Genomic DNA, 25,906 nt, shown 5'->3' with positions numbered 1-25,906 from the left:
ATTCGACTTTGGGCTATCTGTCGCCCGCTGCCTACGAGGAGAAACCGACAGTGAAAGAACCTATCTGCCTGTCCGAAATAACTTGACCACCACAGCATATCAGTTCAGCGGCGACCCGGCTGTTCATAAAACTGTGCGGGTATTCGATTTAGAGCCGCGCGAATACGGCAAGATGATTCATCTTGACTCTTCCAATGGCGACCCGCCGGAGTTGGTATTTTCCCCGCAGCTGGTCGAAGGTTTTTCGGCCGACTAACGCGGGAACGGCCAATCGACCCGCTCGTGTAGGCCGAAGAAATCGGGCAAAAAAAACGATACGAAAGCGATTGGGGGTAAAAATGAAAAAGCTCGTGGCGATCTTCGCAGTTACGATTTTTGCGGGATGCGCTTCCGATTCCGGCGTTATTGACCAAGGCGGCGGTACGTACTTTGTTTCCAAGCAGGCCGCCACTGGTTTCCCTGGCCTCGGGAATCTGCGCGCTGACGTGACTACTGAAGCAAGACAGTTCTGCGCGCGCTCCGGCAAGGACCTACGGGTGCACAGGACAAACGAAACGCAGCCGCCCTATATCCTCGGTAACTATCCTCGCGTCGAACTCGAATTCACCTGCTCGTAAGTCTGTTGTTAGAGAGGCGCAGCGACTTGCGGCGGTGCGGTTTCCGAATAACCCGCTGTTTCTGGCGCAGCTAGGCCGCGTCGTTCGCCTACCGCCTGCTGCCGGCCAGTTGCAGTCATTCGCTCGAGGCCCAATGCTGTCGCTCCAGTGTCTCGTCCACTCAAACAACCGTAATTCATAAGTTGCCTTGAGGCATCGGCTCCTCGGCCATACCGGTCATTAGCGCCAGTTCGCTGTCCGCGCTCCGTGAACGGCCGCTTTCCAATGAACTGGATGCCCAAGGTCGACCAACTCTGTTTGCAAATCTCGTGTTGGATGCCGGTTCGGTGCCGCCTAAGTCGACGCGGCGCTGCTGCTGGCCCGTGCTCCAATTCCAAAACCTTCGAGGCGGTGAGGCTCCCACAGCGCGCCACCTTACCCCTAGGGAAATCACCTAAGGCCCAACTGGCACACATTGCATACAATAGCCGAAGATTAAACGCCAAAATGCAGAAAAAACTGGCTACACCGTCACTTTTGCATACAATGATTACCGATATGTCAGTGGTGAAGTCCGCAGACGACGTCTACCACGCCATCAAGCACGCCTTGATCGAGAAACGCTACGTTGCGGGCGAGTATCTGAGAGAGGAACAGGTTGCAAGAAGCCTGGGCGTGAGTCGCACGCCAGTCCGGGAGGCGTTGCGCCGTCTGGGCGCCGAAGGTTGGCTTGAGAGCAAGCCTAACTATGGTGTTCGCGTGAAAGCGTGGTCCATACAGGATGCGCGTGAAATCTTCGAGGCTCGGCTCTTGATCGAGCCCTATCTCGCCGGACACGCGGCGGCCAGGATTGGTGTAACGGACATCGAACGTCTTCATGTACTCGCGCAACAGATGGCCGACATCACGCACCGGCCATCGACGCCGGAATCAATCGAACGCTGGTTCTGCGCCAACGATGAATTCCACGCGATCGTTACCTCCGCCGCCGGCAATGCTCGTCTGGACCAGTCGTTAAAGTCCATGAAGGAGACGCCCTTGATCAAATGGACATTCGACGCCTATAGCGACGCGGACCGCAGTCGGAGCGCAAGCCAGCATTTCGAAATCGTTCGTGCACTTGAGCAACGGAATGCCGCTTGGGCCGAGGCGATTACGCGTTGCCACATCCTGGCGGCGCAAGCAACGGTACTCGGCAGATCCGCAACAGAAGATCCCGCTTCCTAACCGGGGCCTAAACGAACAACAACCGCCCTGAACACTACATCGGAGACGTTAAATGCAAAGCACAGTACAGGCCGGCGCAAGACTCGACAGGCTACCCATATCCCGGTTCCACCACCGCATTCTATGGCTCATCGGCGGCGGGATGTTTCTTGATTCATTCGACATCTATCTCGCCGGTGGCGTACTCGGCGCGCTCGTCAAAAGCGGTTGGTCGACGATGCACTTGAATGCCACGTTCCTTTCATCGACGTTCGTGGGCATGCTCCTCGGCGCGTTCACCGCGGGCGTGCTGGGAGATGCAAAGGGGCGCAAATTCACCTACCAGTTCAACCTCGCCATCTTTGGAATTGCCTCCCTCGCTGGCGCTCTCGCTCCGAGCATGAACTGGCTCATCGTCTGCCGCTTCTTCATGGGCCTCGGTCTAGGTGCGGAAATCGTCGTCGGTTACGGGTCGATCGGCGAATTCATCCCACCCGCAGTACGCGGCCGGTGGTCGGCATATCTCTCTCTGATCACCAACTCTGCGCTCTTTTGCTCCACGTTTCTCGGTTACCTGCTCATTCCGTCGATCGGATGGCGCGCGATGTTCGCCATCGTTGGCGCCGGAGCGCTCGTCATCTGGGTGCTTAGAAGAAAGATGCCCGAGTCGCCGCGCTGGCTCGAATCCAAGGGCCGTTTCGAGGAAGCGGAAAAGATTCTCGCGGCGGCCGAGGCGGAGTCGGCGCGTGGCCAGCCTTTGCCTCTCCTGGTCGACACGCCTCGCGCCGCGGTCTACAAGACGACGCTCCTGGACCTCTTTGCTCGTCATCATCTTCGCCGCACGCTTCTCTCGATCTGCGTTCAGATCGCAATCAATGTCGTCATCTACGGATTCATTGTTTGGGTGCCGACGTTCCTGATGAAGCAGGGTCTCGGCGTCGCGTCGTCTCTCGGCTTTACCACGTTGATGGCACTGGGAGGGCCAGCCGGCGCGTTGCTCGGAGTCCTGATAGCCGACAAGGTGGGGCGCAGAAGAGGACTGGTCTGCGTCGCGGCGATCGCCGCCGTGATCGGCTGGCTGTACGGTCATTCGACGAGCGTCGGAATGGCGACGTTCCTTGGCTTCGTGTTGTTCACGCTGACCTACTTGATGGTGGCATTAGGCATCGCCACCTATATCCCGGAGCTCTTTGCGACCGAAAACCGGATGCGCGCGAACGGCATCGCCGGCTGTGCGGGACGGATCACTGGCATCGTCGCGCCCCAGCTCGTCGTTGTCGCGTACGCTACTGGAGGCATCCAGGATGTGCTCTCGATCATCGTCGGCACCCTCGTCGCTATGGCTGTCGTATTGGCTGTCTTCGGTATCGAAACCAATCAACTCTCTCTCGAAGCGATCGCTTCAACCCCGGGGGAAGCGCCCGTCCGATCTCCCGCCAAGCAACGTGTCCCGACGGAACAAAATCACTGAAGCCGATAGGAACATCATGGAAACACGCAATACCAGAACGCAACTCAAGACTCGATTGCAACAACGGGAAATCGTTGTCGCGCCGGGTATCTTCGACCTGATATCGGTACGCATGGCCGATTCGATGGGCTTCGACTGCCTGTACATGACCGGCTTCGGTACGGTGGCTTCCTACCTGGGATTGCCGGACGCCGGCCTCGCCACATACACGGATATGGTCAACCGCGTGTCCGCGTTCTGCGGCGCGAGCAGTACGCCGGTCATCTGCGATGCAGACACCGGATACGGAGGATTACTTAACGTTGCCCATACCGTGCGCGGTTATGAGCGCGCGGGCGCGGCGGCCATTCAACTGGAGGACCAGGAATTTCCGAAGAAATGCGGCCATACGCCGGGCCGCACAGTCATTGCGCTGGAGGATATGGTCAAAAAGATAAAGGTGGCCGTCGAGACGCGCGAGGACCCTGACTTTCAGATCGTTGCGCGCACGGATGCGCGGACATCGCTGGGGCTCGACGAGGCACTCCGACGGGCAGATGCTTATGCGAAGGCCGGCGCCGACGTTCTGTTCATCGAGTCCCCGGAGAGCAGTGAGGAACTGGAGAAGATCGGACGCTCGTTTGACGTACCGTTGCTCGTCAACATCGTGGAAGGCGGCCGAACCCCGCAACTTACACCGCCGGAACTCGAGAAACTGGGCTTCTCGCTGGCGATCTACCCGGTTGCAGGTTTCCTCGCAGCGACCCAGGCGCTGAAGAACGCGTACAGCGAGATCAAAGGACTCAGGGGAACAACGCGCGCTCAGGCCACGATGTATTCATTCGAGGACGTGTGCAAACTGATGGGCTTCCCTGCAGTCTGGGACTTTGATCGTACGCACGCGGACTAACTCCGATCCACTTGACCGGCGCGGGCGCCGTGCCAAGGGGGTCGCACGTCGGTATGACGTATCCCAGCTAGTCCGAACTACCTGTGAACCGTGACTTGGAACCAGAACCTTAAGGGACCGCTTCGGCGGCCCAACTCTTTGACTTGGGGCGTTTGCACAACTTCCCGCAGCAGGTCCCCCCGCCGTGGACATCTGGACCGTAACTGGGGCGCGCGGCAAGCCAATAAATCTGACTGCCTCACGTACAACCGAGCAACGTGGAGGCGCAGAAACGAAACGGAACGTCTGTTTGGGAAAAGGGCGGGTCCGATTGCACTACAAACCCATACGCTTCCGAGCCAAACTCGACGCTCGTGACGACGCCCTGGCATTGGAGAAGAAGTTTTTGTCCAACGGATAGGTATACGTTTGGCACCTGCACGATCACTCCGCCGACAGAAATTTTGCAAGGAAGCGGTGGACTTGGCCATGTGATTTGCGGCTGAACCTGGGATTTGCATTAGCGATTCCCGGGCAACCTGAAGCTGTACTACTTCTCCACGCCGCGCGTTTCCACTGTGGGCCTACTCAAGGCATGGGCTTCGCGCGGAACCGGTCACTCGTGGCGAGCAGAATTCCATCCGGTGCGAACGGCCGCTGCGGCCGAACTGCTGTCCCCGAGAAGCCGGCTTGGATGACCGGACCACTTTGTTATCTGCCGTTGGACCCCTGACAGCGCGACCGGCGGCAGTGGGTCGACAGGCGACGACCGACTGTCGCTAACGTGCTTTATTTCCTGTTTTCTCAAGCGCGCCCCTTATCGGGCGGGCGAGCGCCTTGATAGGATGGCATTGAGCGGGCTTACTTTTTCCAGGAGTGCCGATGCCAGTTGCGCTGTATATCGACGACAACTATCACTATCAGAACGAGGAGCACAGAGCCGGGCCGATAGGCTTCGACGATATGAAGATGGCGCTCGCCGAAGCTCGACGGCTTGTCGATGATTTCCTCGCCGAAGCTCGCCAGCCGCAAATGACGGCAAGCGAATTGTTCGCGCAGTTCAAGATGTTTGGCCCGGACCCATGGATCGTTCCGCCCGATGATGATGGACCAACGGTTCCGTTTTCGGCGTGGAACTACGCTCGCGAGCGATGCGGAGCGATCTGCGCAGCCACGGCTGAGTAGGCGCCCGCTCCATCGGGACGTGTGCGTATTGGCGCCGAGCCGCCGCTACATCACCATGTCGCCACAGCTTATTTCCCGGAATAGCCCAGAATCCGGCGCGGGTTCGTCGGCGTTATCCGGCATGCGATTCATGGGCGGTTTAGCGGTGCTCGGGCGGTCTGCGTGCTGCGCGATCCGGTCATCCCAAACAGTCACACTTGGAGGTGTTTCCCATAAGAGAATACAGACGGAAGTGTGACTGTTTCGGCGTTCGGCGTGTGCTGCCGTCGCTTCGAAAACATCGGCCGGAACCTCGTAGAAGGTTTCGCCCGTGTGCCGGTTCTGGCGTCGCTTCCAGTCCAGATGCATGGCACGGAAAATTTCGCCCACATCTTTGAAAGGCGCTTTCGGCATCGGGAAGGCTTTTTCGCTGCCGTCCTTGTTCGTGCCCACGTGTCCGCCGAACTTGCCGGGAACCAGACCCAGCCACGCGAGCATGTGGCGGCGCTTGATTACGCGGCCAATGATCGTTTCGGCGTCGGCTTTCGTGATGCGCATTCCGCCGCGCAACTCGAAGCCTTCAAACAGCGCGCGATAGGCTGTGATGCGGGCACGGCTGAAACGGCGCTGCGTCATATGTTCGGCGTCGTCGCGGCGATCCGCCATGCCCAGCACGGCGGCGCTGAAGCGATCCAGGCGACGCGGGCCGCGACCGTCCGCCCAGACGTCCAGCGCGGTATCGTCCACCACCGTTACACCCAGCGCGCGCCGGATTGCGTGGCGCGTCAGAGCGTCGGATTGGGCTTGCGTGCGTTGCTCGGCGGCGCTCAGTCGGCGGGCTGCGTCATCGGTCAGGTCGGGGGCCGCCATGATGGCCGCACGGCGCTCTTCCGTCAGTTCGTTGCGCAGCTCGCGCAGCTCGTCGGCAGCCGGGGCGTCAGCCACGAGTGGCATGTTTTCGAGTGCGAACCCCGCGCGCTTGAGCGTCCACAGCAGACCGGCCGCGAAGTCGGAGCGGGCCGCATTGTCGTCTGCCTTGATCCCGGCCACGAACGCGTCAAAGTCGGATGCCTGCGCCGTTTCGCCTTCGATAGCGGCAGCGGCTTCCATACCTTCAATCATCGCGGTGCTATCGTCCATGCTGCGCGAATTATTGGCCACGAACGCGATAGACCACGCCGTAATGTAGCGAACGCGGCGCATCATTTGCGCGGCATCGGCGGGCGTGATTGAGTAGCCGCCGCCGATGAAAAACGCGCGGTGGAAGTGGAGCGGGCCATCGCGATGCTCGATGGAGAGACCGGACGAAATGACGGGGCTATGCACCACAGCGTCGTATTCGCGGCTCACTGCTTCGGGGTTCTCCCAAAAGCGCGCCTGCCGTTCATCGCCGCGGTTGTCTGCGTCAATGGCCAGCACCTTCGCGCCGCTGGCTTCGAGAAAGCGTGCGATTTCGCGCACACGTTGGCTCGATTCGCACGACACCCAGATGCGCTGCCCATCCGCGAGCGTGGCGGCCATCTCGCCATACAGCGATGCCACGGCATCCGGGCCATAGCCGTACTCTACCGTCAGATTTTGCGCAGGCTGCTGGACTTCGATGATTCGGAATTGCTCGCCAGGGCGGCATTCCTCAAGGAAGCGCACCACGCGATCATCCATGCCGGCGTCGGCCCCGATGATGCAATGGGCCGCGCTCACCATGGCGCACAGCTTGGCGAACACGTCCGAATTCTTGCCGTCATCCGTGCGGCAGGCGTCGGCCGCTTCGATGAAGCGCAGCACCTGGGCGATTTCGTCCACGAACAGATAGCGGCACGTGTCCATGATGTTCGCGTGTGCCTTCTTCGTGATGCTCGGAAGACAGGTGGCCATGGCATCCACGCTGGCCACCAGATCGCGGCTCACGCCTGCGTAATGCCAGCAGTCCAGAACGCGCGCCATTTCCGAAACGAGGCTGCGGCGGTGGCACGTCGCCACGAATCGGTGTCCGGTATTGCGCGCCCACAACGAAAAGGGGCGACCGACGTGACGCGTTTTCCCGCTGCCCATCGGTGCCCAAAGCAGGATCACGCCGTGATAATCGGACTCGCCGAGCTCGGGCAGCGCGGCGTGGATCTCGTGGCGGTGGCGCTTCAGCTTGGCTGCCGATACCGTGACATGCGACATGGCGCATTGCTCGCGCTTCGCCGTCCACAGTGCCAGTGCTCGACGCATTTCGGCCACGGTTTCAGCATGGAGCGGTGCAGCCGTTTCTTCGATGCGGGCCAGCAGCTCGTCGGCCGTGGTCTGCGTCGGGATGGTCGGCGCGCGTTTGCAGCAGATAGCCCACGCGATGGCGGCGGCTTGCTCCGCGTCGGCTTCTTGCGCCAGTCGCTTGAACCAATTTTTCTTTGCGCCTGTCAGCTCGATACGGGGCAGTGCGGCCAAGCTTGTGAGCTTTGGCAGCGGCGTGAACGCGGCGGCCGCTGATGCAATGCCATCAACTGCGGCGCGCCAGTCGTTGCCACCGATCGGCGTCGCGAGCGTCAAGGTAGGGGATGCCAGCGCCCGCTCGACCGCATCGCGCACGGCATCGGCGCCGCGCAGCATATGCAGGTCGTTGAAGTCCGTAGGCCCTTTGCGCTTGCCGTCCTCGTCGCGGCCGTCTGCGTTAGTGAATGGCGGAAAGGTCAAGAGCCCATTGATCGCCTTCGCCGCTTCCGTCGCACGCGTGACGCCCGGATTCTTGACCGGCGCCAGCGTCCATTGATCGTTGTCTGCGCACAGGATGATCGTTGCGACCGGGTATTCCTCGCGCAACGCTTGCGCCACAGGCAGCAAGTTGCCCGCGTCGAACGCAATGACTACAGCATGCTCCGAGCACTCATGCAGGCTCGCGCCGGTCGCGTAGCCTTCGCATATCAGAATAACGGGCTTACCGTTGACGGTTTGCGGCTTGCCGATCGGGAAGTACCGGCCGCGCTTGTCGCCATCCGTCAGGTAGTCCTTGTCGCGTTTAAGTCGATTGTCGGCATCGGGGAAAATCGCCTGGAGCGAATGGATCGAGCCTTGTGCATCGCGGATTGGCACGAGCAACGCGTTTTTATCGACGACCTTGAACGTGCCGGTCTTCGGGTCGAACTTTTCCCACGCGCCTTTGCGCAGGCCGTGCGACTGAATGCCTTTACGCTTGAGGTACGGGTGCGCGTCGCCGTCGATGTCGGCCCCGTTATTCCAGATGCGAATGGCGAGCTCGCCAGCGGTCGCATGGCGCTTGGCGTCGGCCGCTTCGCGCTCACGGCGTTGCGCCTCACGGCGTTCGCGCAGCTCGTGGCGCTCGGCGTCCGTCAAAGGCTCAGCGTGTTGTTGCTTGGCCTTCCAGGGGAATTTGATGTCGTTGCCGTACCGCTTATTGCAGCCAAATTTCCCGGCCGGGTGCTCGTCGGCGTGCAGCACGTACCAACCATTGAGCGTTCCGCGTGCGTCGCCTTCAACATGGATACGATGAAACTCGCCGTCGGGGACGACGTCGGCCGGATTGACGTCGATATCTTTGTCGCGCATCGCGGCGACAAATTGATCTACAACGGCGCAATCGGTCAAATACATGAGCGGCCCGCCGTAGGATTGTTGTTGAAATTCATGGAGCTAGAATTGCCACGCACTGAGATTCGAATCCCAGTGGTGGCGGCAAGGTTTGCGGCTTAGGCGCGGCGGCGGATGCGATCCGGGCGCGTGATTACGTAATGCGGACGGCCGGGGTGCGTTCCCCAGCAATGCGGCACGCGTGGCCCCAGTGCAGCGCCGTGCATATGGATCTCGCCGCAGTGCGGGCAGCTGACATAGAAGTGTTTCTTCGTCTCTTTAACGATGACGGCGTGCGGCAATTCGTTTGTCGTCATGCTGCTTCGCGCGCTGCGATCCATGCATGGACGTCCTCGGCGCGGAAGCCGACCGCCTTCGGCCCGAGCTTGACCGGCGAAGGGAAGCGCCCTGCCTTGATCCATTCATACAACGTGCTGCGGCCGACGCCCAGCTTCGCGGTCAAGCGGCCCATACGGTAAAACGCGGCATCGGCATGGCTGCCGGCCGGCTGGGAAGAAGCGTGATACATCATCGTTAGATCCTCTAAAAGAATTTTCAGTAGCGACGGGCGTCTGCTACCCAGCCAATTCTTTTGTCACGACGATTTCTTGTGGTACGGGGTGATCTGTTTGAGTCTGGAATTGTTGCTTTTTTACAACAGTTCCGTGCCGCGTTTGGTCAGGTTCGGTGGATGCGTTGCCGTGAATCATGCGCGCCGGCACCGGCCACGATCGGTGATTAAATCAGGCCGCTCGTCATCGGAAAAAACGTTGCCCACGTTTGTCGCTGAGCTCGGGTTTGGGCGTATTGCCCGCTGCAGGCAAAATGAAAGCAGGAATCCGGCGTAGCCTGTCGTGGAGCGTGATGCCACAATCGGGCAACTCGAGACATTTGGTGTGCGCGGTTCTCTCAACGGCCGATCGCAACGAGGCCGATTTCGCTCGGTGCCATAGCGTAAGCGGTTCCGGATCGTTCGGATTCACCTCCATCGTCAACGGCAACAGCGCCTTGCTCGGTAAGAGGCTAGGGGTAAACCCCTATGATCGTACTCTGTCTAATTGTTCTTGCGATAATTGCGAACCACAAAAAACAACCACGGGAACCGTGTGCTACCCCGATTCAATGCCTCGATGGTCCTACCGCCATACACTGGCGCTGACCCCACGCAGTCGGCGAACATGTCGCCGTACCAGGCCGGGTTTCTGGAGTTTGCGCAGCAGTTTGCAACGTCACGGCATCGCGCCGACCTCCTTAATGGGCTGATCGCGTACCGCGAAGCATTGCGGAACATCGGCCTTACTCAAGGGTTCCAATGGTTCGATGGAAGCTTTGTCGAAGACGTGGAGCAGTCGAGGGGACGCCCGCCCGCTGACATCGACGTCGTCACCTTTGCCTATGGGCCGCAATTCGCCGATCTGCTCGCTTATCGCGCATGGTTCGTGCAAAACCAGGCTTTGTTTAACCGTGTCGAGACCAAACGGCTTCATAATTGTGATGCGTTCTTTGTCGACATGAGGCAATTGCGTCCCGACCTTCTTGTCGACCGTACGCGGTACTGGTTTGGGCTGTTCTCGCATCAACGAGCGACAGCATTGTGGAAGGGGATGGTGCAGGTGCCGCTGGTTTCTGACGACATACAGGCGAGGACAATGCTGGAGAACCTCCAGTTTGATGACCAGGGAGGCGACGATGCTTAGGAAGCTCGAAGTCGACGCACTGAAGGCCGATCTCTCAGCCGTTGACGCAATGCTTACGTCCTTCTCGGAGGACGACGATCCAATCGGCTGGTATCAGTTCAGCGCCCGCAAGGAAGAAATCGAGCAGGCACTAGATCAGATCGTCTCGCGTCCGGTAACGCACGCGGAACTCGGCGTGTTCTTCGGTGGACGCCCCGTTCAAGGCTCACGCGGCATCAATGCTGACTTCGCCGGCAAGGCGCTCGAAGATTTACAGTCGCTCGTTTCGAAGCGTTACTCTGGTCGTGAATTTGGCCGGCTGGCTCAACGCGGACCGGTGCCGGGTGGCGACACGTCACAGATGCTCGTAACAAACATCGTGCGCGGATCCGTGGGTTTTGTGCTTGAGGAATCGGGCAACGATGTGCAGCTAGTCGAAACGCCGCTGAAGGAAGCAGTCGACGAGGTGACTGACATTCTTTCGCGGGTTGGTGCCGACGATGAGGCCGTGTTTGAGGAAGCGGCCTCTGAACTGGATGAGCGTCTTCTGGTCACGCTTCGGCAATTCTTCCAACGTCTCGACGACTTCGGTGCGACGATGCGTGTCGTCGATGGCACGCGGGATTTCCTGCTCGATCGCCATGCGGTGTCGCGTGCACGCGAGCGTACTCAGGCCATGGAAATCGTGGAGCGCGACGTCGAAATGACGGGCACGCTCTTCGTATTGCCCGAGTCGAAACGGTTCGATCTCATCACCATGGTCGAAGGCCAGCAGGCGATCCTAAAGGGAACCCTCAGCGCATCCGTTTTCCGTCAGATTCATGGCCAAGGCAACGACGAGCAGCAGCCAGTAGACCCGCGCGCCATCACTCGGACACCGTGGGTCGTCGAAATTAAGACCCGTGAGCTGCGCGAGCGGAACCGAGCGCCAAGGCAGGTACATACCCTGCAGCGGCTTGTGCGACCGGAACCGGGTGATAACTGAAGACTCGAAGCCGCCCATGAGGCGGTTTTTTCATTTCTCAGCCGGGAACAATTGAAGTAGGGGCGACCGTATGCCGACCCCAAGCGCGCTACTGCTGCCGACGCTGTTTTGTGGCCACGTCGGGGGTGAAGGAGGAAGTAGCCGTGTAATCTTCAGGCCTTCGGCGGTGTGCTTATCGGCGGTCTCGGCGGCGGAGTGTTTTTACGGCGGTTGATGGTGCCGTCGCGCAGGGCTATCGTCGAAAATGGCAGGTCAACTAAACGCCATTTCGAAAGCGCATGAAGTGCTGTTCGTCGTCGGCATCGGCCGAACCGCAGTCTTACGAGCGAAAACACCGGTATCCATATAACGCTGCCGGAGAACATCCCAAATGCATAAACCTCACTGCCTATCCGGTCTGAGCACCTGTGTTGCGCTGCTGCGGCAGAACAAGCTGGCCATCGCTACGGTGTCGAGAGCGGGACTGGCCGAGAGGGTGGGTCGAACGGCGGCTCACGTTCGATTACTGCCTTTCACTTTGTGGACGATGAAGCCGCCCAAGACCTGATCCGATTGTGGCCGTCAAATCGCGTTCAGACTTTAGGTCTTATGCCGCACACAAGTTGGCTTCTGGCCGCAGCGGCACAACGTTCGACGGATTGTCCACCAGGAGTTCTAGGCGTGCGCCGAGCACGCGCCATGCGTCTGCTTGCTCCTGCTGGCGGACGGCACGCTGGTATGTGCGCTTGATCTTGTTCTGTTCCAGATGGTTCAGGCACTTTTCGATTACATCGCCATGGACACCGAGTTCGCCCATGAGCGTCGCGCCCGTACGGCGCAGGTCATGCGGCGTCCAGCGCCCGCCTGGCAAGACAAGCGCGTCGATGTGCAGGCTGCGATGCTTCAACGGCGTGCCACTGGCCGCGCCCTGACGGTCATAGATCTGCTTCGTAATGGACTTCGAAGATACAGATCCGTTCTTGCGAGCTGCCGGGAAAAGCCACACCTCGTCGTAGTTCAGTTCGAGCAGCGCGCGGAGGTGGGTTTTGGCAAATTCGCTCAGGTAGATTGTGTGCTCCTTGGCATTTTTTGAGTGGCTGGCCGGAATAATCCAGGTGCCCGCCACCAGATCGATGTCGGCACGGCGTGCCTGGGTCAGTTCGCCAATCCGTGCGAGTGTTGCGAGCATTACCCACACAGCATGCTGCGTCGTTTTCAGGAGGTTCGCGTCCGCAAGTTTCGCCGGCAGGCTGCGGATTTCGGCCTCGGAGAGGACGCGTTCGCGCTCCTGCTCCTGACCGCCAACATGTTTTTTCTCGATGCCGGACGTCGGGTCTGCCGCGACTATCTCGCGCACCAGAGCAAAGCCGAACATCTGGCGCAGTTCGGCAAGCAGCCGGTTCGCGAGGCGTGCAGCGCCACGCGCCTTGACCGCGTCAAGCACGGACATGATGTCGGCGCGCCGGATTGTGTCGGCGTGACGGTCGCCGAGCTTCGGCAGTACATCCTTTTCGAGCCCGCGCTTGGTTTCTGCACCCTGGTCCTTACGGCGCACGAGATCGAGCGAGCTCCATTCGGTGAACAGCTGACGTACAGTCAGACGCTGCTGTTCGGCTTCGTGGCGCTTACGCTCGGCAGCCAGACGCTGTGCCTCTTCGGTACGATGATCGATGCCTTGACGTGCTTTCGCACGAATCGCGGTCGCCTCAAAGCGGGCATCCTCAAGCGACAGATGGCCATCATCGGTGCGGGCGCCATAGCGGCGCGCCAGCGTCACCGTTGTCTCCTTGCCGTTGGCGGTGTATTTGACCTGCCATGCCTTTGAGCCGTCGGTTGCGATCCGGAGCCGCAGGCCATCGCCATCGGCCAGATGATAGGCCGCCTTCTTCGGCTTCGCGCTTTCAATTCCCCGTACTGTGAGCTTTCCCATGTCGCTTCCCGTTACCGTCCGTTACCGGAATATCACCAGATTCAGCCGATCCTGACCGGACGTATCCGTGCAAACTGACTTCCGTACAGCCTTGATTATACAAGCTTTCCGGATATTTATGTAGGACTCCGGATCGTTATAAATCTTTATGGGGTGCAGGTGGTCGGAGGTTCAAATCCTCTCGCCCCGACCAAAGAAATCAAGGCCTTACAAGCAATGCTTGTGAGGCCTTTTTCTATTTCTGCGTCCGTATCCTACTCATGCACGACCGCGTCCGCTTCCTGCATATCGCCGATTCTGAAGACCGCCACTGAATCGCGCAGACCGCTTGCCCGGCTGGCCATGGATCGCGCTGCGGTGGAAACCTGTTCGACAAGTGCCGCATTCTGCTGGGTGACCTTATCCATTTCGGCAACGGCGTGGTTGACCTGCTCGATGCCCGTCGTTTGCGCGGTCGATGCGTGCGCGATCTTGCCCATGATGCCGGTGAGCTGATGCACCGATCGCATGACCTGGTCAATCGTCGCACCTGCCTCGGCAACGAGGTGGGCGCCGGCTACGACGTGCCCGGCCGACTGCTCGATCAATGTCTTGATTTCCTTGGCCGCTCCCGCGCTACGCTGAGCCAGCGTGCGCACCTCGCTCGCGACCACCGCAAATCCGCGTCCCTGGGCACCAGCGCGGGCCGCTTCGACGGCGGCGTTCAGCGCAAGGATGTTCGTCTGGAACGCGATGCCTTCGATCACGCTGATGATCTGCCCGACTTTCGACGAACTCGTGGAGATGTCCTTCATGGTCGTGACGACGCGTTCGACCACTTGGCCACCCTGGACGGCAGTGTCGGAAGCCATGTTTGCAATCGCGCTAGCTTGCGTGGCGTCCTCGCTGTTCTGCCTGACCGTGGAGGTCAATTCCGCCATGCTGGCAGCCGTCTGTTGCAGCGAGGCGGCTTGCTGCTCGGTACGTTGCGAAAGATCGGCGTTGCCTTCGGCCGTCTCGTCGGCACGCACTGCGATCGACTCTGCTGAAGTCTTGATTTGCGTGACGATGGATGTCAGTTGCACGCGCATCGTTTCGAGCGAGGCCATCAGGCTATGTGTGTCGCCTTTGTTCAGCTTGACTGCCACCGCAAGATTGCCGGCGGCGATCTCCCGTGCCATGCGCTGTGCCTCGGCGGGCTCCGCACCAAGCTGCCTGAGTATGCCGCGCGTAATCAGAAACGCCGCCGTCAAGCCGATCAGCAGCGCGGTTGCCACCGAGGCGGCGGTGACCACCTGCAAGGTCGCGTAGGTGGAAGCGGCGCCATTCGCTGCGGCCCGACTGCGGGTTTGTTCCAGCGTAAGCAGTTCGTCGAGGGTGGTCAGCCAGACGACCTGTTTCGGACGCACTTCGCTCACGAGGACCTTCACTGCCGCGTCCTGATCGGTCGACAGTGCCCAACTCCGTGCTTCCTTTTCGACGAGCGGCAAGGTTGCGGCTTCTTCCTGCCTTAGCATGGCGAATAGCCGGCGCTCGTCGTCGGTCGTCAGGGACGACGCGTTGAACAGGCGCCCAAGCGCCTGATAGTTCTCTGTATAAACCGCTTCTTGCCTGGCAATGGACGCCTGTTCGTTCGCGACGTCTTTCTCGTCCGTCAACAAAGCCACGTTGCGGATCGCAATGGCGATGCCGCTGACCGCGCCACGCAGGTTCGTAGCAAGTGCCGTCTCGGCGTCGTGGACTTTGACGATGTCGTCGAGTTTGCCGCGGATACTGGCTACGCCGCTCATCCCCATAGCGGAAATGGCCGTGAGCAATAGGAGTACGGTGCCGAAACCAAGCGCCAGTCGCGCGGAGACTTTAATTTGGGCCATGGCAGTTCTTTTTCTGGTCGATGGGCTGCGCGCCGATTGACGTATTTGAATGCGCGCGCTGGCCGGTTTATTGTTTGTGCCGGCAATGCTAGTGCACTCTCAGTAGCGGAAAAAACTATTTTTTTGGCGTTTGCAGCACGTAAATTCGGGCGATACGGGTTTAACCTGGCGCGATTGATATCTTCGGCATGGGACTTTAGTCCGATGCACGCCGCGCCGAATCTTCGTATGATTTGCAAACCGTATATCGAACGGGGTCGAGAGCGACGTGGAGATACTCATTTCCAGGTATGTTCCATCGCTGCGCTTTGCACTAACGTCATGGCAGACCGCATCGTTCAACGACCGACGAGAAAAATGAACGTACGGGTGGCACCCAAGGCGTGAATCTGCATATCGCGCGTCTACGTACTCCTTGCTCTAAAGCAGCGACCCCGCATGCGCGCTATGGCTGCGGGCACGTGATTTTCAGGCAACGCTGGACTTCCCGCGTCTTCTGGCACGGCGAAAGGGGATCTTGTACCGTGGATCTGGAGTTCGTTGGGACCGCCTGGGCGGCGAAAGAGCGGCTGCGGCTAAGCGGGTACGCGACGTGTTTCCCCACAACCCGGCAATCAGATCCACGGCCTTGAATCCAGCGCTCAACCCCTCCCGAGCGCGATATACCGCTCGAGGTGATGATCCTCGTCGCCCAGTTGATGGTCGATCATCACGAGGCGCTTCGCATAGTGAGCCAACGGCAACTCCCACGTCATGCCGATACCGCCATGCAGCTGAATACATTCCTCGGCGACTAGCGCCCCGATCCGGCCGATACTGTACTTCGCCGCCGAAACCGCCCGTTCCCGCACGGTGCGCTCAGCCCCAAGCGCCGCCGCAGCGTTGATCACCGCCGATCGCGCCTGCTCGATCTCGAGCAGCAGATCCGCCATCCGGTGCTGCAACGCCTGGAAGCTGCCGATCGGCATGCCAAACTGTTTGCGTGTACGCAGGTACTCAAGCGTGTAGTCCTTAGCGACATCCATCGCGCCGACCGCTTCGGAGCACAAGGCAAGCACGCCGCAACTGATCGCGTATTCGAGCGTCGCAAAACCTTCGCCGGGTGTGCCGAGCAATGCGTCGTCGCCCAGCGTGACGTTGTCGAACGCGACCTCGGCCGCGCGGCCGCCGTCGATCTTGCGATAGCCGCGCACGTTGACACCGGCGGCGTCGCGAGGGACGAGAAAGAGCGCGATGCCGGCTTCGTCATCGTCGGCGCCGTCCGTGCGCGCGGAGACGAGAAAGAGAGACGCGTTCTCGCCCTGCTGAACGACCGCTTTCGCGCCATTCAGCTTCCACGCGTTGCCGTTGCGTTCTGCACGCGTCGTCACGCGCGATAGTTCGTAGTGGCCGTCCGGCTCGCCATGCGCAAGCGCAACGAGCCGGGATCCGTCGATCAAATCGCCAAGCGCGGTCTTTTGCGTTTCATTGCCGCCACGCGCGATCGCCTGACCGACGATTAGCGTATCGAGAAACGGCTCGACCACGAGGCCGCGGCCCAGACTCTCGAAGACGACAGCGATATCGAAGCCGCCGCCGCCAAAGCCACCCTCGGCTTCATCGAACAAGGCGCCGATAATGCCGAGTTCCGCGAAACGATTCCACTGGTCGGCGCTGAAGCCCTCAGGCGAGCACGCGATCCGGTCGCGCGTTTCGAAGCCGTATTGCTCAGTGACAAAACGGTTGAGCGTATCCGCCAGCATGCGGCGATCTTCGGTGTGCTGGAAATTCATGGCGTGTGCCCCTTACAGTCCCAGGATCATTTTGGAAATGATGTTCTTCTGGATTTCATTGGAGCCGCCGAAGATCGACAGCTTGCGGTTGTTGAAGTAAAGCGCGGCAGCGCTCGCGGCTTCGTCGGGGCCGACTGGTGTGCCCTCGAAGCCATCGTGCAAGGCTTCCTCGACGAACGGCTGCGCATACGGTCCCATCGCGCGGCGTGTGAGCGAGGAGATTTCCTGGCGGATCTCAGTGCCGCGAATTTTCAGCATCGAACTCTCGGCGCCCGGTACGCCGCCGCCGGCCACCGCCGCGATCACGCGCAGGTTGGTGGTCTTCATGTTCTCCAGATCGATCTCGACGCGCGCCATGCGTGCGGCAAACGACGGATCATCCGCCAGTGGCCGGCCGTTGCGCTGCTGTTTCGCGGCGATCTTGCGCAGCCGATTGAAAGCGGCCACCGAGAAGCCGACGCCCGCGATATTGGTACGCTCATACGTGAGCAGGTATTTGGCGTAGGTCCAGCCCTTGTTCTCTTCGCCGACGAGGTTCTCGACGGGCACGCGTACGTCCGTGAAGAACACTTCGTTGACTTCGTGCTCGCCATCGAGCGTGATGATCGGGCGCACGTCGACGCCTGGCGTATTCATGTCGATCAGCAGGAAACTGATGCCTTCCTGCTTGCGCACGTCGGTGGCGGTGCGCACGAGGCAGAAGATCATGTTCGCGTAGTGGCCGAGCGTGGTCCAGGTCTTCTGGCCGTTGACGACGTAGTGCTCGCCTTGCGCGTCGCTGCCGCGTACCGCGGTGGTCTTGACCGAGGCGAGGTCCGAGCCCGCGCCCGGTTCCGAGTAGCCTTGGCACCACCAGTCCGAGCCGTCGAGAATGCGCGGCAACCAGTGGCGTTTTTGCGCCTCGTTGCCGTATTTGATCAACACCGGGCCGAGCATGTTGACGCCGAACGGCACGATACGCGGTGCGCCTGCCAATGCGCATTCATTCTCGAAGATAAATTTCTGCACGGCGTTCCAGCCCGGGCCGCCGTACTCCTTCGGCCAATGATTGGCGAGCCAGCCTTGCGCGTTGAGTATCGCTTGCCACTCGGCCATGTCGTCGCGCGTGAGGCGGCGGCCGCCATGGACCTTGCCGGCGAGACGCTGCGGGATCTTGTCGCGCAAAAAGCGCTGCACGTCGGTGCGAAATGCCTCTTCTTCAGGTGTGAAGTTCAGATTCATAGCGGGTTCTTTCCTCGATATTTATCGGACCGGCGGACCGGCGGACCGGCGGACCGGGGGCGATCAGGCCGCCACCGGTCGGGCATGTTCCAAATGACGTGCCGTCTCAAGCCGACTGGTTGAGGCTCGCGAAATCGGCGCCGCGCTCCACCAGTTCGACCAGCAGCGGCGACGCTTGCCAGAACAGCGGATCTTCTTTGGCGAACTCGCGGATGTCCGCGAGAACCGTGGCGAGGCCTACCGTATCGGCGTATTTCATCGGACCGCCGCGGTGACGCGGAAAGCCGTAGCCATAGAGGAAGGTTACGTCGACATCGAGCGGCCGCAGTGCGATGCCTTCATGCACGACGTTGGCCCCTTCGTTGATCATCGCGGCCATGTAGCGGCGCATGATTTCATCGTCGGTGAACGTGCGTGGCGTAATGCCGGCGCGTTCGCGCTCGGCGTCGATGATGGCCTCGACCTCAGCGTCCGGCACGCCGGCGCGCGAACCTTCGGGGTACAGATAAAATCCACGACCGGTTTTCTGGCCGAACCAGCCGCGTTCGCAAAGCCGATCGGCGATCTGCACATAGCGCGCCTGAGGGTTCCGCGTGGCCGCGCGCCGCTTGCGCGTGGCCCAGCCAATGTCGCCACCCGCGAGATCGGCCACCTGGAACGGACCCATTGGGAAGCCGAACGCACGCACGGCCGAATCGATCTGATAGGGTGACGCGCCGTCTTCCATCATCGCGTCCGCCGCGCTGCGATACACCGCCAGCACGCGATTGCCGATGAAGCCGTCGCACACGCCGGCACGCACCGGCGTCTTGCGCAGTTTCTTCGCGAGTTCGAACGCGGTGGCGACCACGTCCGCGCTGACCTGCTTCGGCACCACCACTTCCAGCAGCTTCATGATGTTGGCGGGGGAGAAGAAGTGCAGGCCGATCACGTCCGCGGGGCGCGAAATGCTGGCCGCGATCGCGTCGATGTCAAGATACGACGTGTTGGTGGCCAGCACTGCGCCGGCCTGGCAGACGCGATCGAGTTCGGCGAACACGGCTTTTTTCACCGCCAGGTCCTCGAATACCGCTTCGATCACCAGATCGGCGTCGGCGAGGGCGTCGTACGAGGTGCTGCCCTGCCAGCGCGTCATCACGTCGGCTTTTTTCTCCGCACTCATGCGGCCTTTGGCGATCAGACCGTCGTAGACCTTTTCGATGTGCGCGCGGCCGCGCGCGAGCGACGCGTCGTCGCGTTCGATCATCGTCACCGGCAAGCCTGCGTCGAGCACCGCGACGGCGATACCCGCACCCATCAGGCCGCCGCCCACCACGCCGATCCTGTTCAGCGCGCGTGGTTTTTCCTCGCGTGTTTCCGGCGCCTTGAGCACTTCGCGCTCGGCAAAGAACGCGTGAATCAGCCCGGCACGCTGCGGGCTGTCGATGCATTCCAGGAACAGTTTGCGTTCGAGCCGCAGGCCGTCTTCGAAAGGCTGTTCGACGGCGGCTTCCACGGCATCGACGATTTTGAGCGGGGAGAACAGGCCGCGCGATTTCTTCGCCGTTTCCGCGCGTGCGGTGGTGACGGCGGCGAGGCTCGCGGCGCGGTCGCCTAGCGCAGTGGCGTCGCGCGTGCGCCGCACTGGCGCGTGAGCGGCCAGCAGTTCGTGCACATAGGCGAGTCCTTCAGCGAGGATGTCGTCGCTGCTGCCGAGCCGGTCGACGAGGCCGAGCGCGAGCGCTTCTTTCGCGCTGGCATGGCGGCCGCTCAGGATCAGGTCGAGGGCGGCCTGCGCGCCGATCAGGCGCGGCGCACGCTGCGTGCCGCCTGCGCCCGGCAGCAGGCCGAGTTGCACTTCGGGCAAACCGAGCTTCGCGCCATTCACGGCGAGGCGGTAGTGCGCCGCGAGGGCCACTTCCAGGCCGCCGCCGAGCGCGGCGCCGTGAATGGCGGCCACCACCGGCTTCGCACACGCTTCGATGCGGTTGCAGACATCCGGCAGCGACGGCGGCACCGGCGGCTTGCCGAACTCGCGAAGGTCCGCACCTGCGATGAAGTTGCGCCCGGCGCCGACGATCAGCACGGCCTCGACGGCCTTGTCGGCATCCGCGGCTTCAATGGCGGCGAGCAGGCCGCGCCGCACGTCGGCGGACAAGGCGTTGACTGGCGCGTGGTCGATCGTGACTAGCAGGACTTTGCCGCGCAATTCGCGCGTCACAACGTCGGCGGAAGAGGTGAGGGTCATCGTGTCGTCTCCTGACGGTTGGTTACCGGGCCAGATCGAGGCAGATCGGGGCATACCGGGTCTGGCGAATTCTGCGATTGTCGGTTGGTCAAGGTTTATTGACAATTACATAGACCGTTGACAGACTGTCAAAACTATTTTGACAAAGGCCGTGTCATGGACGTCAATTCGCTGACCTTGCTGGTCGATATCCTCGATGCGGGCAACCTGAGCGAAGCCGCGCGGCGGCTGAAAATGAGCCGCGCGAACGTGAGCTACCACCTGAACCAGCTGGAGCGCTCCATCGGGCTGCAACTGGTGAGGCGCACCACGCGCCGGGTCGAGGCGACCGAAATCGGTCTGCAGTTATACGAGCACGGCCGCACGATCCAGAACGCGCTGCTGGCCGCGCGCGAGTCGGTCACCACGCTCGGACAGAGCTTGCAGGGGCGAGTGCGATTGAGTGTGCCGAGTGGCTATGGGCAACTGGTGATGTCGGATTGGCTGATCGCATTCAAGCGTCTTTATCCGGGCATCGTGCTGGATGTGATGTTCGAGAATCGCGTGGAGGATCTGATGCGCGACGAGGTCGACATCGCGGTGCGGGTGATGTCCGAGCCGCCGCAGAATCTCGTCGCGCGCGACATGGGGCCGGTGCGCTATGTTGCCTGTGCTTCGCCGGATTTTGCCGAAAGCCGCGGCATGCCGGTGCGGCTTGATGATCTGCGCACGGCGCCGTTGATTACGGCGGCGGTGGTCGGCAAGCAGTTGCGCGTGGCGGCTTATCTGCGCGACGAGCGCCACGAAGTGCTGCTGGAACCGACGATTATTTCCGAGAACTTTCTATTCTTGCGCCAGGCGGTGCTGGCCGGCCTGGGTGTCGGTCTGGTGCCCGATTACGTGGTGCAGGACGACTTGCGTCGTGGGGATGTGGTGACGGCGCTCGATGAATGGCGGTTAAGCATTTTCGGTACGAACATGTACCTGCTCTATATGCCGAATCGGCATCACACGCGCGCGGCGGCGAGTTTTATCGAGTTCATTCTGGAGCAGGTGAGGGGAAGTGGAAGAGGGGGCTCTGCTTGAGTTGCGAGCAAGCGGTTTTCCTTTGAGGAACGTGCGCATGACGCACGGAACCCTGCCGAACGGAATCCGCACACGCCGCGCCTTCCGCGACCGCGGCCAGCCCCACATGCTACGATGCTTCGCTCGTTGTGATGCCCGTCGGAGACCTGGATGCGCCAAGAGAGTGCCACTCGTTTCGATGAACAGTTTGCACCTCGCATCGCCGAGGCGCTCGCCGCGTGTTTCGGCACCACTGTGCACGCCGAAGTGCTGCCTTACGGCGGCCACGGCCACCCCACTCGCGTGCGGATCCACGCAGCGCCGATCGAAGGCCTCGGCCACTACCCGCATCCGTTGAATCTGTTTCTCACCTGGGACAGCGACGAGATCGAACGTCTGATGGGGGCGGAAGGGCAGGCGCGCTTCGCCGGCTATCTGGCCGCGTTGCCGCGCAAGCTCGAAGCCTGGCGCCATGTGCGCGAACTGGATTTTGTCTCGCACACCCAAGCCGAGCCGATGGCATTGATCGGCGGACTCGATTTTGAATCTTAAGCGGCGGTTCCAGGCGGCGTCGAAAAAATCACCCAACGCCGATCCGGCAGAAGATCACGATCAATCCGCCGCGCCAATCCGGAAGAAACGCACGCTTTGCACCAGACCCGATGCCTTGCTCTGCACCGCATCGGCCGCCGCGGCCGCCTGCTCGACCAACGCCGCGTTGCTCTGCGTCACCTGATCCATTTGCGTGACCGCATCGTTCACTTCCGCAATGCCCGCTGCCTGATCGACGCTGGCCGTCGCGATCGCCTCGACGATGCGCGTCACGCTGCCCGCGCTTTGCACCACGCCGTCCATCGTCTGACTCGCGTGATTGATTAACTGCGTGCCGGCGTCGATCGTGGCAGCCGACTCGCGAATCAGCGTCTTGATCTCTCGCGCGGCGTCGGCCGAGCGCTGGGCCAGGCTGCGCACTTCGCTCGCGACCACCGCGAAACCGCGCCCTTGTGTGCCGGCGCGCGCCGCTTCAACGGCGGCATTGAGCGCCAGAATATTGGTCTGCGCGGCGATCGCTTCGACCACCGCGATGATGTCGACGATACGCCTGGACGACGCGTGGATCTGGCCCATTGTGCGCACCGCGTCGGTCATCACGACGCCGCCGTCGCGTGCCGCTTGCGCAGCGGTTTGCGCGAGCGTGGTGGCCTCGCGTGCGTTGCTGGCATTGCGCTGAACCGAGTCGGTGAAATGCTGCATCGACGCGGCGGTTTCTTCGAGCGACGCGGCCTGTTGTTCGGTGCGTGCCGACAGATCGAGGTTGCCCGCGGCGATTTCCTGCGTTGCTGAAGAGATGGTGTTCGCGCCTTCACGAATCTCGCCGACGAAATGCCGCAAGCGCTGATTCATTTCGTTGAGTGCGGCCAGCAACTGACCGGTTTCGTCGCGGCTCACCACGGCGACATCGGTGCGCAGATCGCCTGCCGCAACCGCTTGCGCGACGCCCACCGCCTGCCTGACCGGCAACGTGATGCTGCGGCTCAGGAACCAGATCGCGAAGCTGCCCACGCCAAGCGAGCCGATCACGACCGACAGAAGCAGCACGCAGGCGAGCGTGTACGCGCGTTCTGCGGCCTCGCCCGTGCGCACGTTGGAGTCTTGCGCCTGCTGCATCACCGCGGCGACGATGCCGTCGATCGCGGCGGTCGGCGCGCGGTCGATCCCTTTGACCAGACCGTCGACAACGTGTGCCGTATTCGGATCGGCCGCGTCATAGTGCTTGAGCGCGTCGAGGTAACTGTCTTGCAGCGAGGCGTGCGTGGCGAGCGCCTTGTCGACGCCGTCAACGTTAGCGCCCAGTGCACTCAATTGATCTTTCAATCGCTGCAGGGCAGCCTGCGTCGCACCGCTCTCCTTGCTGAAGGCGTCGCGGTATTTGGCGAACGCAGCCGGATCAGCGCCGCGCAGCAACAGGTCTTTCCATTCCTGCACCTGCTTCTTGAATTCGACCTGCGCGACGCGTGCGATGTCGGCTGCCTGCGCATACTGGCTGAGCGTTTGCGCGGACCGAATTTGCAACGCATGCGTGTTCGACAATGCGTGCCAGCCTTCCAGGCCCACCACCATTGTCGCGGCGAGCAGCACGGCGCCGAGCAGCGCCAACTTAACAGCGATCTTCAGATTGCGATAAAACGTCACTGCGATTTCCTTTGGCGTACTTTAGTCCAGCTTGAACTGCGTGACGGCACTGGCAAGACTCACGGCCTGGCTTTGCAACGCGGCGGCGGCCGCCGTGGATTCCTCGACCAGTGCGGCGTTTTGCTGAACCATTTCGTCGAGCTGGCTGACCGCGCGGTTGACTTCCTGAATCCCACGCGTTTGCTCGTTGGCGGCCTGGGTGATTTCGGAAATGATGGTCGTCACGTTGGCGACGTTGCTGACGATCTCCGTCATCGTCTCGCCGGCCTGGCGCACCTGGCCCGAACCGGACGTCACGCTCGCCACGGTCGCTTCGATCAGCGCCTTGATTTCCTTCGCCGCCTGGGCGCTGCGTTGCGCGAGGCTGCGCACCTCGCCGGCCACCACCGCGAAGCCGCGGCCCTGTTCGCCGGCGCGCGCCGCTTCAACCGCCGCGTTCAACGCGAGGATGTTGGTCTGGAACGCAATGCCGTCGATCACGCCGATGATGTCGGATATCTTCACCGACGCCTGTTCGATCTCGCCCATCGTCGTGATCACGTCGGAGATTGCCACGCCGCCGCGCGAAGCGACCTGCGACGCGGACACGGCGCTATCGTCGGCCTGCTTCGCGGCGCTGGCCGACTGTGTGACCGTCGAAGTGATTTCCTCCATCGACGCAGCGGTCTGTTGCAGGCTGGCCGCGGCGGATTCGGTGCGGCCCGACAGATCGACGTTGCCCGCGGCGATTTCATTCGCGGCCACGCGCACCGATTCGCTGGTATCGCGAATCTGACGCATCACGTGGCTGAGTTTGTCGATGAAGGTATTGAACGAGCGCGCGATCTGCGCGACTTCGTCGTTGCCGGCGGCCGGCAGGCGCTGTGTCAGATCGCCTTCGCCCGAGCCGATCGCGTCCATCGCATCGCGTACTTTCGACAGGCGCTGGAACGACACGGCGGTGACCGCGGCTACGATGGCGGCGGCGATCGCGGCGATCACGAGCAAGGCGATGACCGAAGCGGTCAACAGCGATCGCATGCCCGCCGTCGCTTCCGATTTGTCGAGCGCGACGACTGCGTACCAATCGGTGCCGGGGATAGCCTCGGCGCGCAGCAGCTTCGTGCTGCCGTTCAGGTCGACTTCGACAGGGTGCTCGGCGCTGAAGAGCGCGGCCAGCTTGTCGCTGGTGAGAGCGGGGGCGAGCTCCGACACCGGCTTCAAGGTCAGCTTCGCATCCGGGTGCGCGACGATATGGCCGCTCGCGTCGATCAACATGCCGAAGCTCGCGGGGGTCGGATGAATCGCCTTGACGTTGGCAATCACGCTGTCCATCGCGACGTCGCCGGACACCACGCCTTTCACTACGCCATCGCGCACCACGGGCGCGGCGAACGCGACCACCAGCTTGCCCGTGCCCACATCCACATACGGCGGTGTCACCACCGGCTTGCCCGCTGCGGCGGCCTGCCTGTACCAGGGGCGGCCGGTCGGATCGTAGTCGGGCGGAATGCCGGTCGGGTCGGAGAACTTCGCGGTCTTGTCCGCGTAGCCGACGTACACGTTGGTGAACTTGCCGGCTGCGGCGATCTGCTTCAACGCGGCGGACGGGTCGGGTTGCAGCACCGCGTCCTGCAACGAGTTAATCATCTGACTATTGGCGGCGATCCAGTCGTCGATACCGTCTACATGACCGCTTTCGACTGCGTTCAAACTGCTTTCGATGGCATCGGCGTTATACGAGTTGGCGACGGCATAGTTGAGAACCGCGTTAGCAGCGAGCGCGACCACAACGATGGCGACGCACAGGGCGACGATGCGCGCGCGAATGGAGGAGAACATGTCGGGAGTCTTTCGGAGTAAGCAGTGAGCCGTAGTCGGTGAGGCGGGGGCCTCATACGCGGTATACGGCGTGGGCAGTTGGGACTTGAGCGGGTAATGCTTTCAGTTTCTGACGGCGGCCGGCAACGCCGCTTGTGGCGGCGCGCCGCGATGCTACACATTTTTTCGCGCGATGCGGGGTTTTCAATGGATGCCGAAACATCGCCCTGGAAATGGGTTGCGGGGCGCTGTATTCGTATGACAATAGCGGTGAGTATGACGCGCTACGACGCGAATGCATGAAAAAAACGGCCGCTGCTTTTTATCGCAGCGGCCGCTTCTTTTCGCACGGGC

The 25,906-nt window shown here is 61.4% G+C and carries 20 protein-coding genes and 1 pseudogene; 10 read left to right on the top strand and 11 right to left on the bottom strand.

The window, feature by feature from the left end; all coding sequences use genetic code 11:
• From P3T22_RS28920 to P3T22_RS28895, 6 genes are all read left to right on the top strand, one after another.
• A partial coding sequence (locus P3T22_RS28920) for a hypothetical protein (RefSeq protein ID WP_429326812.1) occupies positions 1-256 on the top strand: 256 nt, incomplete at its 5' end.
• Positions 257-338: 82 nt separating this feature from the next.
• Entirely contained in the window at positions 339-617 is a 279-nt protein-coding gene (locus tag P3T22_RS28915) for a hypothetical protein (RefSeq protein WP_429326811.1), read from the top strand.
• 486 nt (positions 618-1,103) lie between these two features.
• Positions 1,104-1,823, top strand: a complete 720-nt coding sequence (locus tag P3T22_RS28910) for a GntR family transcriptional regulator (protein WP_429326810.1) — start codon at positions 1,104-1,106, stop codon at positions 1,821-1,823.
• Positions 1,824-1,875: 52 nt separating this feature from the next.
• Complete coding sequence (locus tag P3T22_RS28905; RefSeq protein ID WP_429326809.1) at positions 1,876-3,273, top strand: MFS transporter; 1,398 nt, start codon at positions 1,876-1,878, stop codon at positions 3,271-3,273.
• Positions 3,274-3,289: 16 nt separating this feature from the next.
• Entirely contained in the window at positions 3,290-4,162 is an 873-nt protein-coding gene (locus tag P3T22_RS28900) for an isocitrate lyase/PEP mutase family protein (protein WP_429326808.1), read from the top strand.
• 861 nt (positions 4,163-5,023) lie between these two features.
• On the top strand, positions 5,024-5,326 hold the full coding sequence (locus tag P3T22_RS28895) for a hypothetical protein (RefSeq protein ID WP_429326807.1): 303 nt from the start codon (positions 5,024-5,026) through the stop codon (positions 5,324-5,326).
• A gap of 45 nt (positions 5,327-5,371) precedes the next feature.
• On the opposite strand, the gene P3T22_RS28890 is transcribed toward P3T22_RS28895, so the two are convergent.
• From P3T22_RS28890 to P3T22_RS28875, 4 genes and pseudogenes are all read right to left on the bottom strand, one after another.
• Entirely contained in the window at positions 5,372-7,897 is a 2,526-nt protein-coding gene (locus P3T22_RS28890; RefSeq protein WP_429326813.1) for a plasmid replication protein, CyRepA1 family, read from the bottom strand.
• A 42-nt stretch (positions 7,898-7,939) separates the two neighbouring features.
• Positions 7,940-8,851: pseudogene (locus P3T22_RS28885) on the bottom strand (toprim domain-containing protein); the annotation flags it as partial.
• A gap of 140 nt (positions 8,852-8,991) precedes the next feature.
• Entirely contained in the window at positions 8,992-9,213 is a 222-nt protein-coding gene (locus P3T22_RS28880) for a hypothetical protein (protein WP_429326806.1), read from the bottom strand.
• Positions 9,186-9,404, bottom strand: coding sequence for a helix-turn-helix transcriptional regulator (locus P3T22_RS28875; RefSeq protein ID WP_429326805.1), 219 nt, complete (start codon positions 9,402-9,404; stop codon positions 9,186-9,188). The genes P3T22_RS28880 and P3T22_RS28875 overlap by 28 nt, the downstream gene beginning before the upstream one ends.
• A gap of 574 nt (positions 9,405-9,978) precedes the next feature.
• On the opposite strand from P3T22_RS28875, the gene P3T22_RS28870 reads away from it, so the two are divergent.
• The gene (locus P3T22_RS28870; protein ID WP_429326804.1) at positions 9,979-10,569 is read left to right on the top strand and encodes a DUF6932 family protein; all 591 of its coding nucleotides are present in this window, start codon (positions 9,979-9,981) and stop codon (positions 10,567-10,569) included.
• Positions 10,562-11,533 carry a hypothetical protein gene (locus P3T22_RS28865; RefSeq protein WP_429326803.1) on the top strand — a complete coding sequence of 324 codons (972 nt, stop codon included), beginning with the start codon at positions 10,562-10,564 and terminating at the stop codon, positions 11,531-11,533. The genes P3T22_RS28870 and P3T22_RS28865 overlap by 8 nt, the downstream gene beginning before the upstream one ends.
• A gap of 586 nt (positions 11,534-12,119) precedes the next feature.
• Here P3T22_RS28865 and P3T22_RS28860 read toward each other — a convergent pair.
• The 5 genes from P3T22_RS28860 to P3T22_RS28840 form a co-directional block, all read right to left on the bottom strand.
• Positions 12,120-13,442, bottom strand: a complete 1,323-nt coding sequence (locus tag P3T22_RS28860) for a tyrosine-type recombinase/integrase (RefSeq protein ID WP_429326802.1) — start codon at positions 13,440-13,442, stop codon at positions 12,120-12,122.
• Between the two features lie 254 nt (positions 13,443-13,696).
• Entirely contained in the window at positions 13,697-15,295 is a 1,599-nt protein-coding gene (locus P3T22_RS28855; RefSeq protein ID WP_429326801.1) for a methyl-accepting chemotaxis protein, read from the bottom strand.
• 641 nt (positions 15,296-15,936) lie between these two features.
• Positions 15,937-17,067 carry an acyl-CoA dehydrogenase family protein gene (locus P3T22_RS28850; protein WP_063496726.1) on the bottom strand — a complete coding sequence of 377 codons (1,131 nt, stop codon included), beginning with the start codon at positions 17,065-17,067 and terminating at the stop codon, positions 15,937-15,939.
• A gap of 12 nt (positions 17,068-17,079) precedes the next feature.
• Positions 17,080-18,288: an acyl-CoA dehydrogenase family protein gene (locus P3T22_RS28845; RefSeq protein ID WP_063496725.1), complete on the bottom strand. Its 1,209-nt coding sequence runs from the start codon at positions 18,286-18,288 to the stop codon at positions 17,080-17,082.
• 106 nt (positions 18,289-18,394) lie between these two features.
• Positions 18,395-20,515: a 3-hydroxyacyl-CoA dehydrogenase NAD-binding domain-containing protein gene (locus tag P3T22_RS28840; protein ID WP_063496724.1), complete on the bottom strand. Its 2,121-nt coding sequence runs from the start codon at positions 20,513-20,515 to the stop codon at positions 18,395-18,397.
• A 156-nt stretch (positions 20,516-20,671) separates the two neighbouring features.
• Here P3T22_RS28840 and P3T22_RS28835 point away from each other — a divergent pair, with 156 nt between their 5' ends.
• A complete protein-coding gene (locus P3T22_RS28835; RefSeq protein ID WP_063496723.1) occupies positions 20,672-21,580 on the top strand; it encodes a LysR family transcriptional regulator in 909 nt (302 codons plus the stop codon).
• Between the two features lie 150 nt (positions 21,581-21,730).
• Positions 21,731-22,111, top strand: a complete 381-nt coding sequence (locus tag P3T22_RS28830) for a DUF5594 family protein (protein WP_429326800.1) — start codon at positions 21,731-21,733, stop codon at positions 22,109-22,111.
• Positions 22,112-22,171: 60 nt separating this feature from the next.
• Here the strand turns inward: P3T22_RS28830 and P3T22_RS28825 are convergent, their stop codons facing one another.
• Positions 22,172-23,752, bottom strand: a complete 1,581-nt coding sequence (locus tag P3T22_RS28825) for a methyl-accepting chemotaxis protein (RefSeq protein ID WP_063496721.1) — start codon at positions 23,750-23,752, stop codon at positions 22,172-22,174.
• Positions 23,753-23,773: 21 nt separating this feature from the next.
• Complete coding sequence (locus tag P3T22_RS28820; RefSeq protein ID WP_429326799.1) at positions 23,774-25,573, bottom strand: methyl-accepting chemotaxis protein; 1,800 nt, start codon at positions 25,571-25,573, stop codon at positions 23,774-23,776.
• Positions 25,574-25,906: the final 333 nt, after the last annotated feature.

The organism is Paraburkholderia sp. GAS348 (assembly GCF_050434205.1).
Classification (GTDB): domain Bacteria; phylum Pseudomonadota; class Gammaproteobacteria; order Burkholderiales; family Burkholderiaceae; genus Paraburkholderia.
Note: the sequence above shows the minus strand (reverse complement) of the source record. Positions and strands in the feature narration are given on the sequence as shown.

Bases quoted from the DNA above. Each gene is read 5' to 3' on its own strand.
- P3T22_RS28915 (WP_429326811.1), top strand. From the start codon at position 339: ATGAAAAAGCTCGTGGCGATCTTCGCAGTTACGATTTTTGCGGGATGC.
- P3T22_RS28880 (WP_429326806.1), bottom strand. From the start codon at position 9,213: ATGGATCGCAGCGCGCGAAGCAGCATGACGACAAACGAATTGCCGCAC.
- P3T22_RS28895 (WP_429326807.1), top strand. From the start codon at position 5,024: ATGCCAGTTGCGCTGTATATCGACGACAACTATCACTATCAGAACGAG.
- P3T22_RS28845 (WP_063496725.1), bottom strand. From the start codon at position 18,288: ATGAATCTGAACTTCACACCTGAAGAAGAGGCATTTCGCACCGACGTG.
- P3T22_RS28855 (WP_429326801.1), bottom strand. From the start codon at position 15,295: ATGGCCCAAATTAAAGTCTCCGCGCGACTGGCGCTTGGTTTCGGCACC.
- P3T22_RS28850 (WP_063496726.1), bottom strand. From the start codon at position 17,067: ATGAATTTCCAGCACACCGAAGATCGCCGCATGCTGGCGGATACGCTC.
- P3T22_RS28890 (WP_429326813.1), bottom strand. From the start codon at position 7,897: ATGCTGCGCGGCGCCGATGCCGTGCGCGATGCGGTCGAGCGGGCGCTG.
- P3T22_RS28830 (WP_429326800.1), top strand. From the start codon at position 21,731: ATGCGCCAAGAGAGTGCCACTCGTTTCGATGAACAGTTTGCACCTCGC.
- P3T22_RS28865 (WP_429326803.1), top strand. From the start codon at position 10,562: ATGCTTAGGAAGCTCGAAGTCGACGCACTGAAGGCCGATCTCTCAGCC.
- P3T22_RS28905 (WP_429326809.1), top strand. From the start codon at position 1,876: ATGCAAAGCACAGTACAGGCCGGCGCAAGACTCGACAGGCTACCCATA.
- P3T22_RS28900 (WP_429326808.1), top strand. From the start codon at position 3,290: ATGGAAACACGCAATACCAGAACGCAACTCAAGACTCGATTGCAACAA.
- P3T22_RS28860 (WP_429326802.1), bottom strand. From the start codon at position 13,442: ATGGGAAAGCTCACAGTACGGGGAATTGAAAGCGCGAAGCCGAAGAAG.
- P3T22_RS28875 (WP_429326805.1), bottom strand. From the start codon at position 9,404: ATGATGTATCACGCTTCTTCCCAGCCGGCCGGCAGCCATGCCGATGCC.
- P3T22_RS28835 (WP_063496723.1), top strand. From the start codon at position 20,672: ATGGACGTCAATTCGCTGACCTTGCTGGTCGATATCCTCGATGCGGGC.
- P3T22_RS28910 (WP_429326810.1), top strand. From the start codon at position 1,104: ATGCAGAAAAAACTGGCTACACCGTCACTTTTGCATACAATGATTACC.
- P3T22_RS28820 (WP_429326799.1), bottom strand. From the start codon at position 25,573: ATGTTCTCCTCCATTCGCGCGCGCATCGTCGCCCTGTGCGTCGCCATC.
- P3T22_RS28840 (WP_063496724.1), bottom strand. From the start codon at position 20,515: ATGACCCTCACCTCTTCCGCCGACGTTGTGACGCGCGAATTGCGCGGC.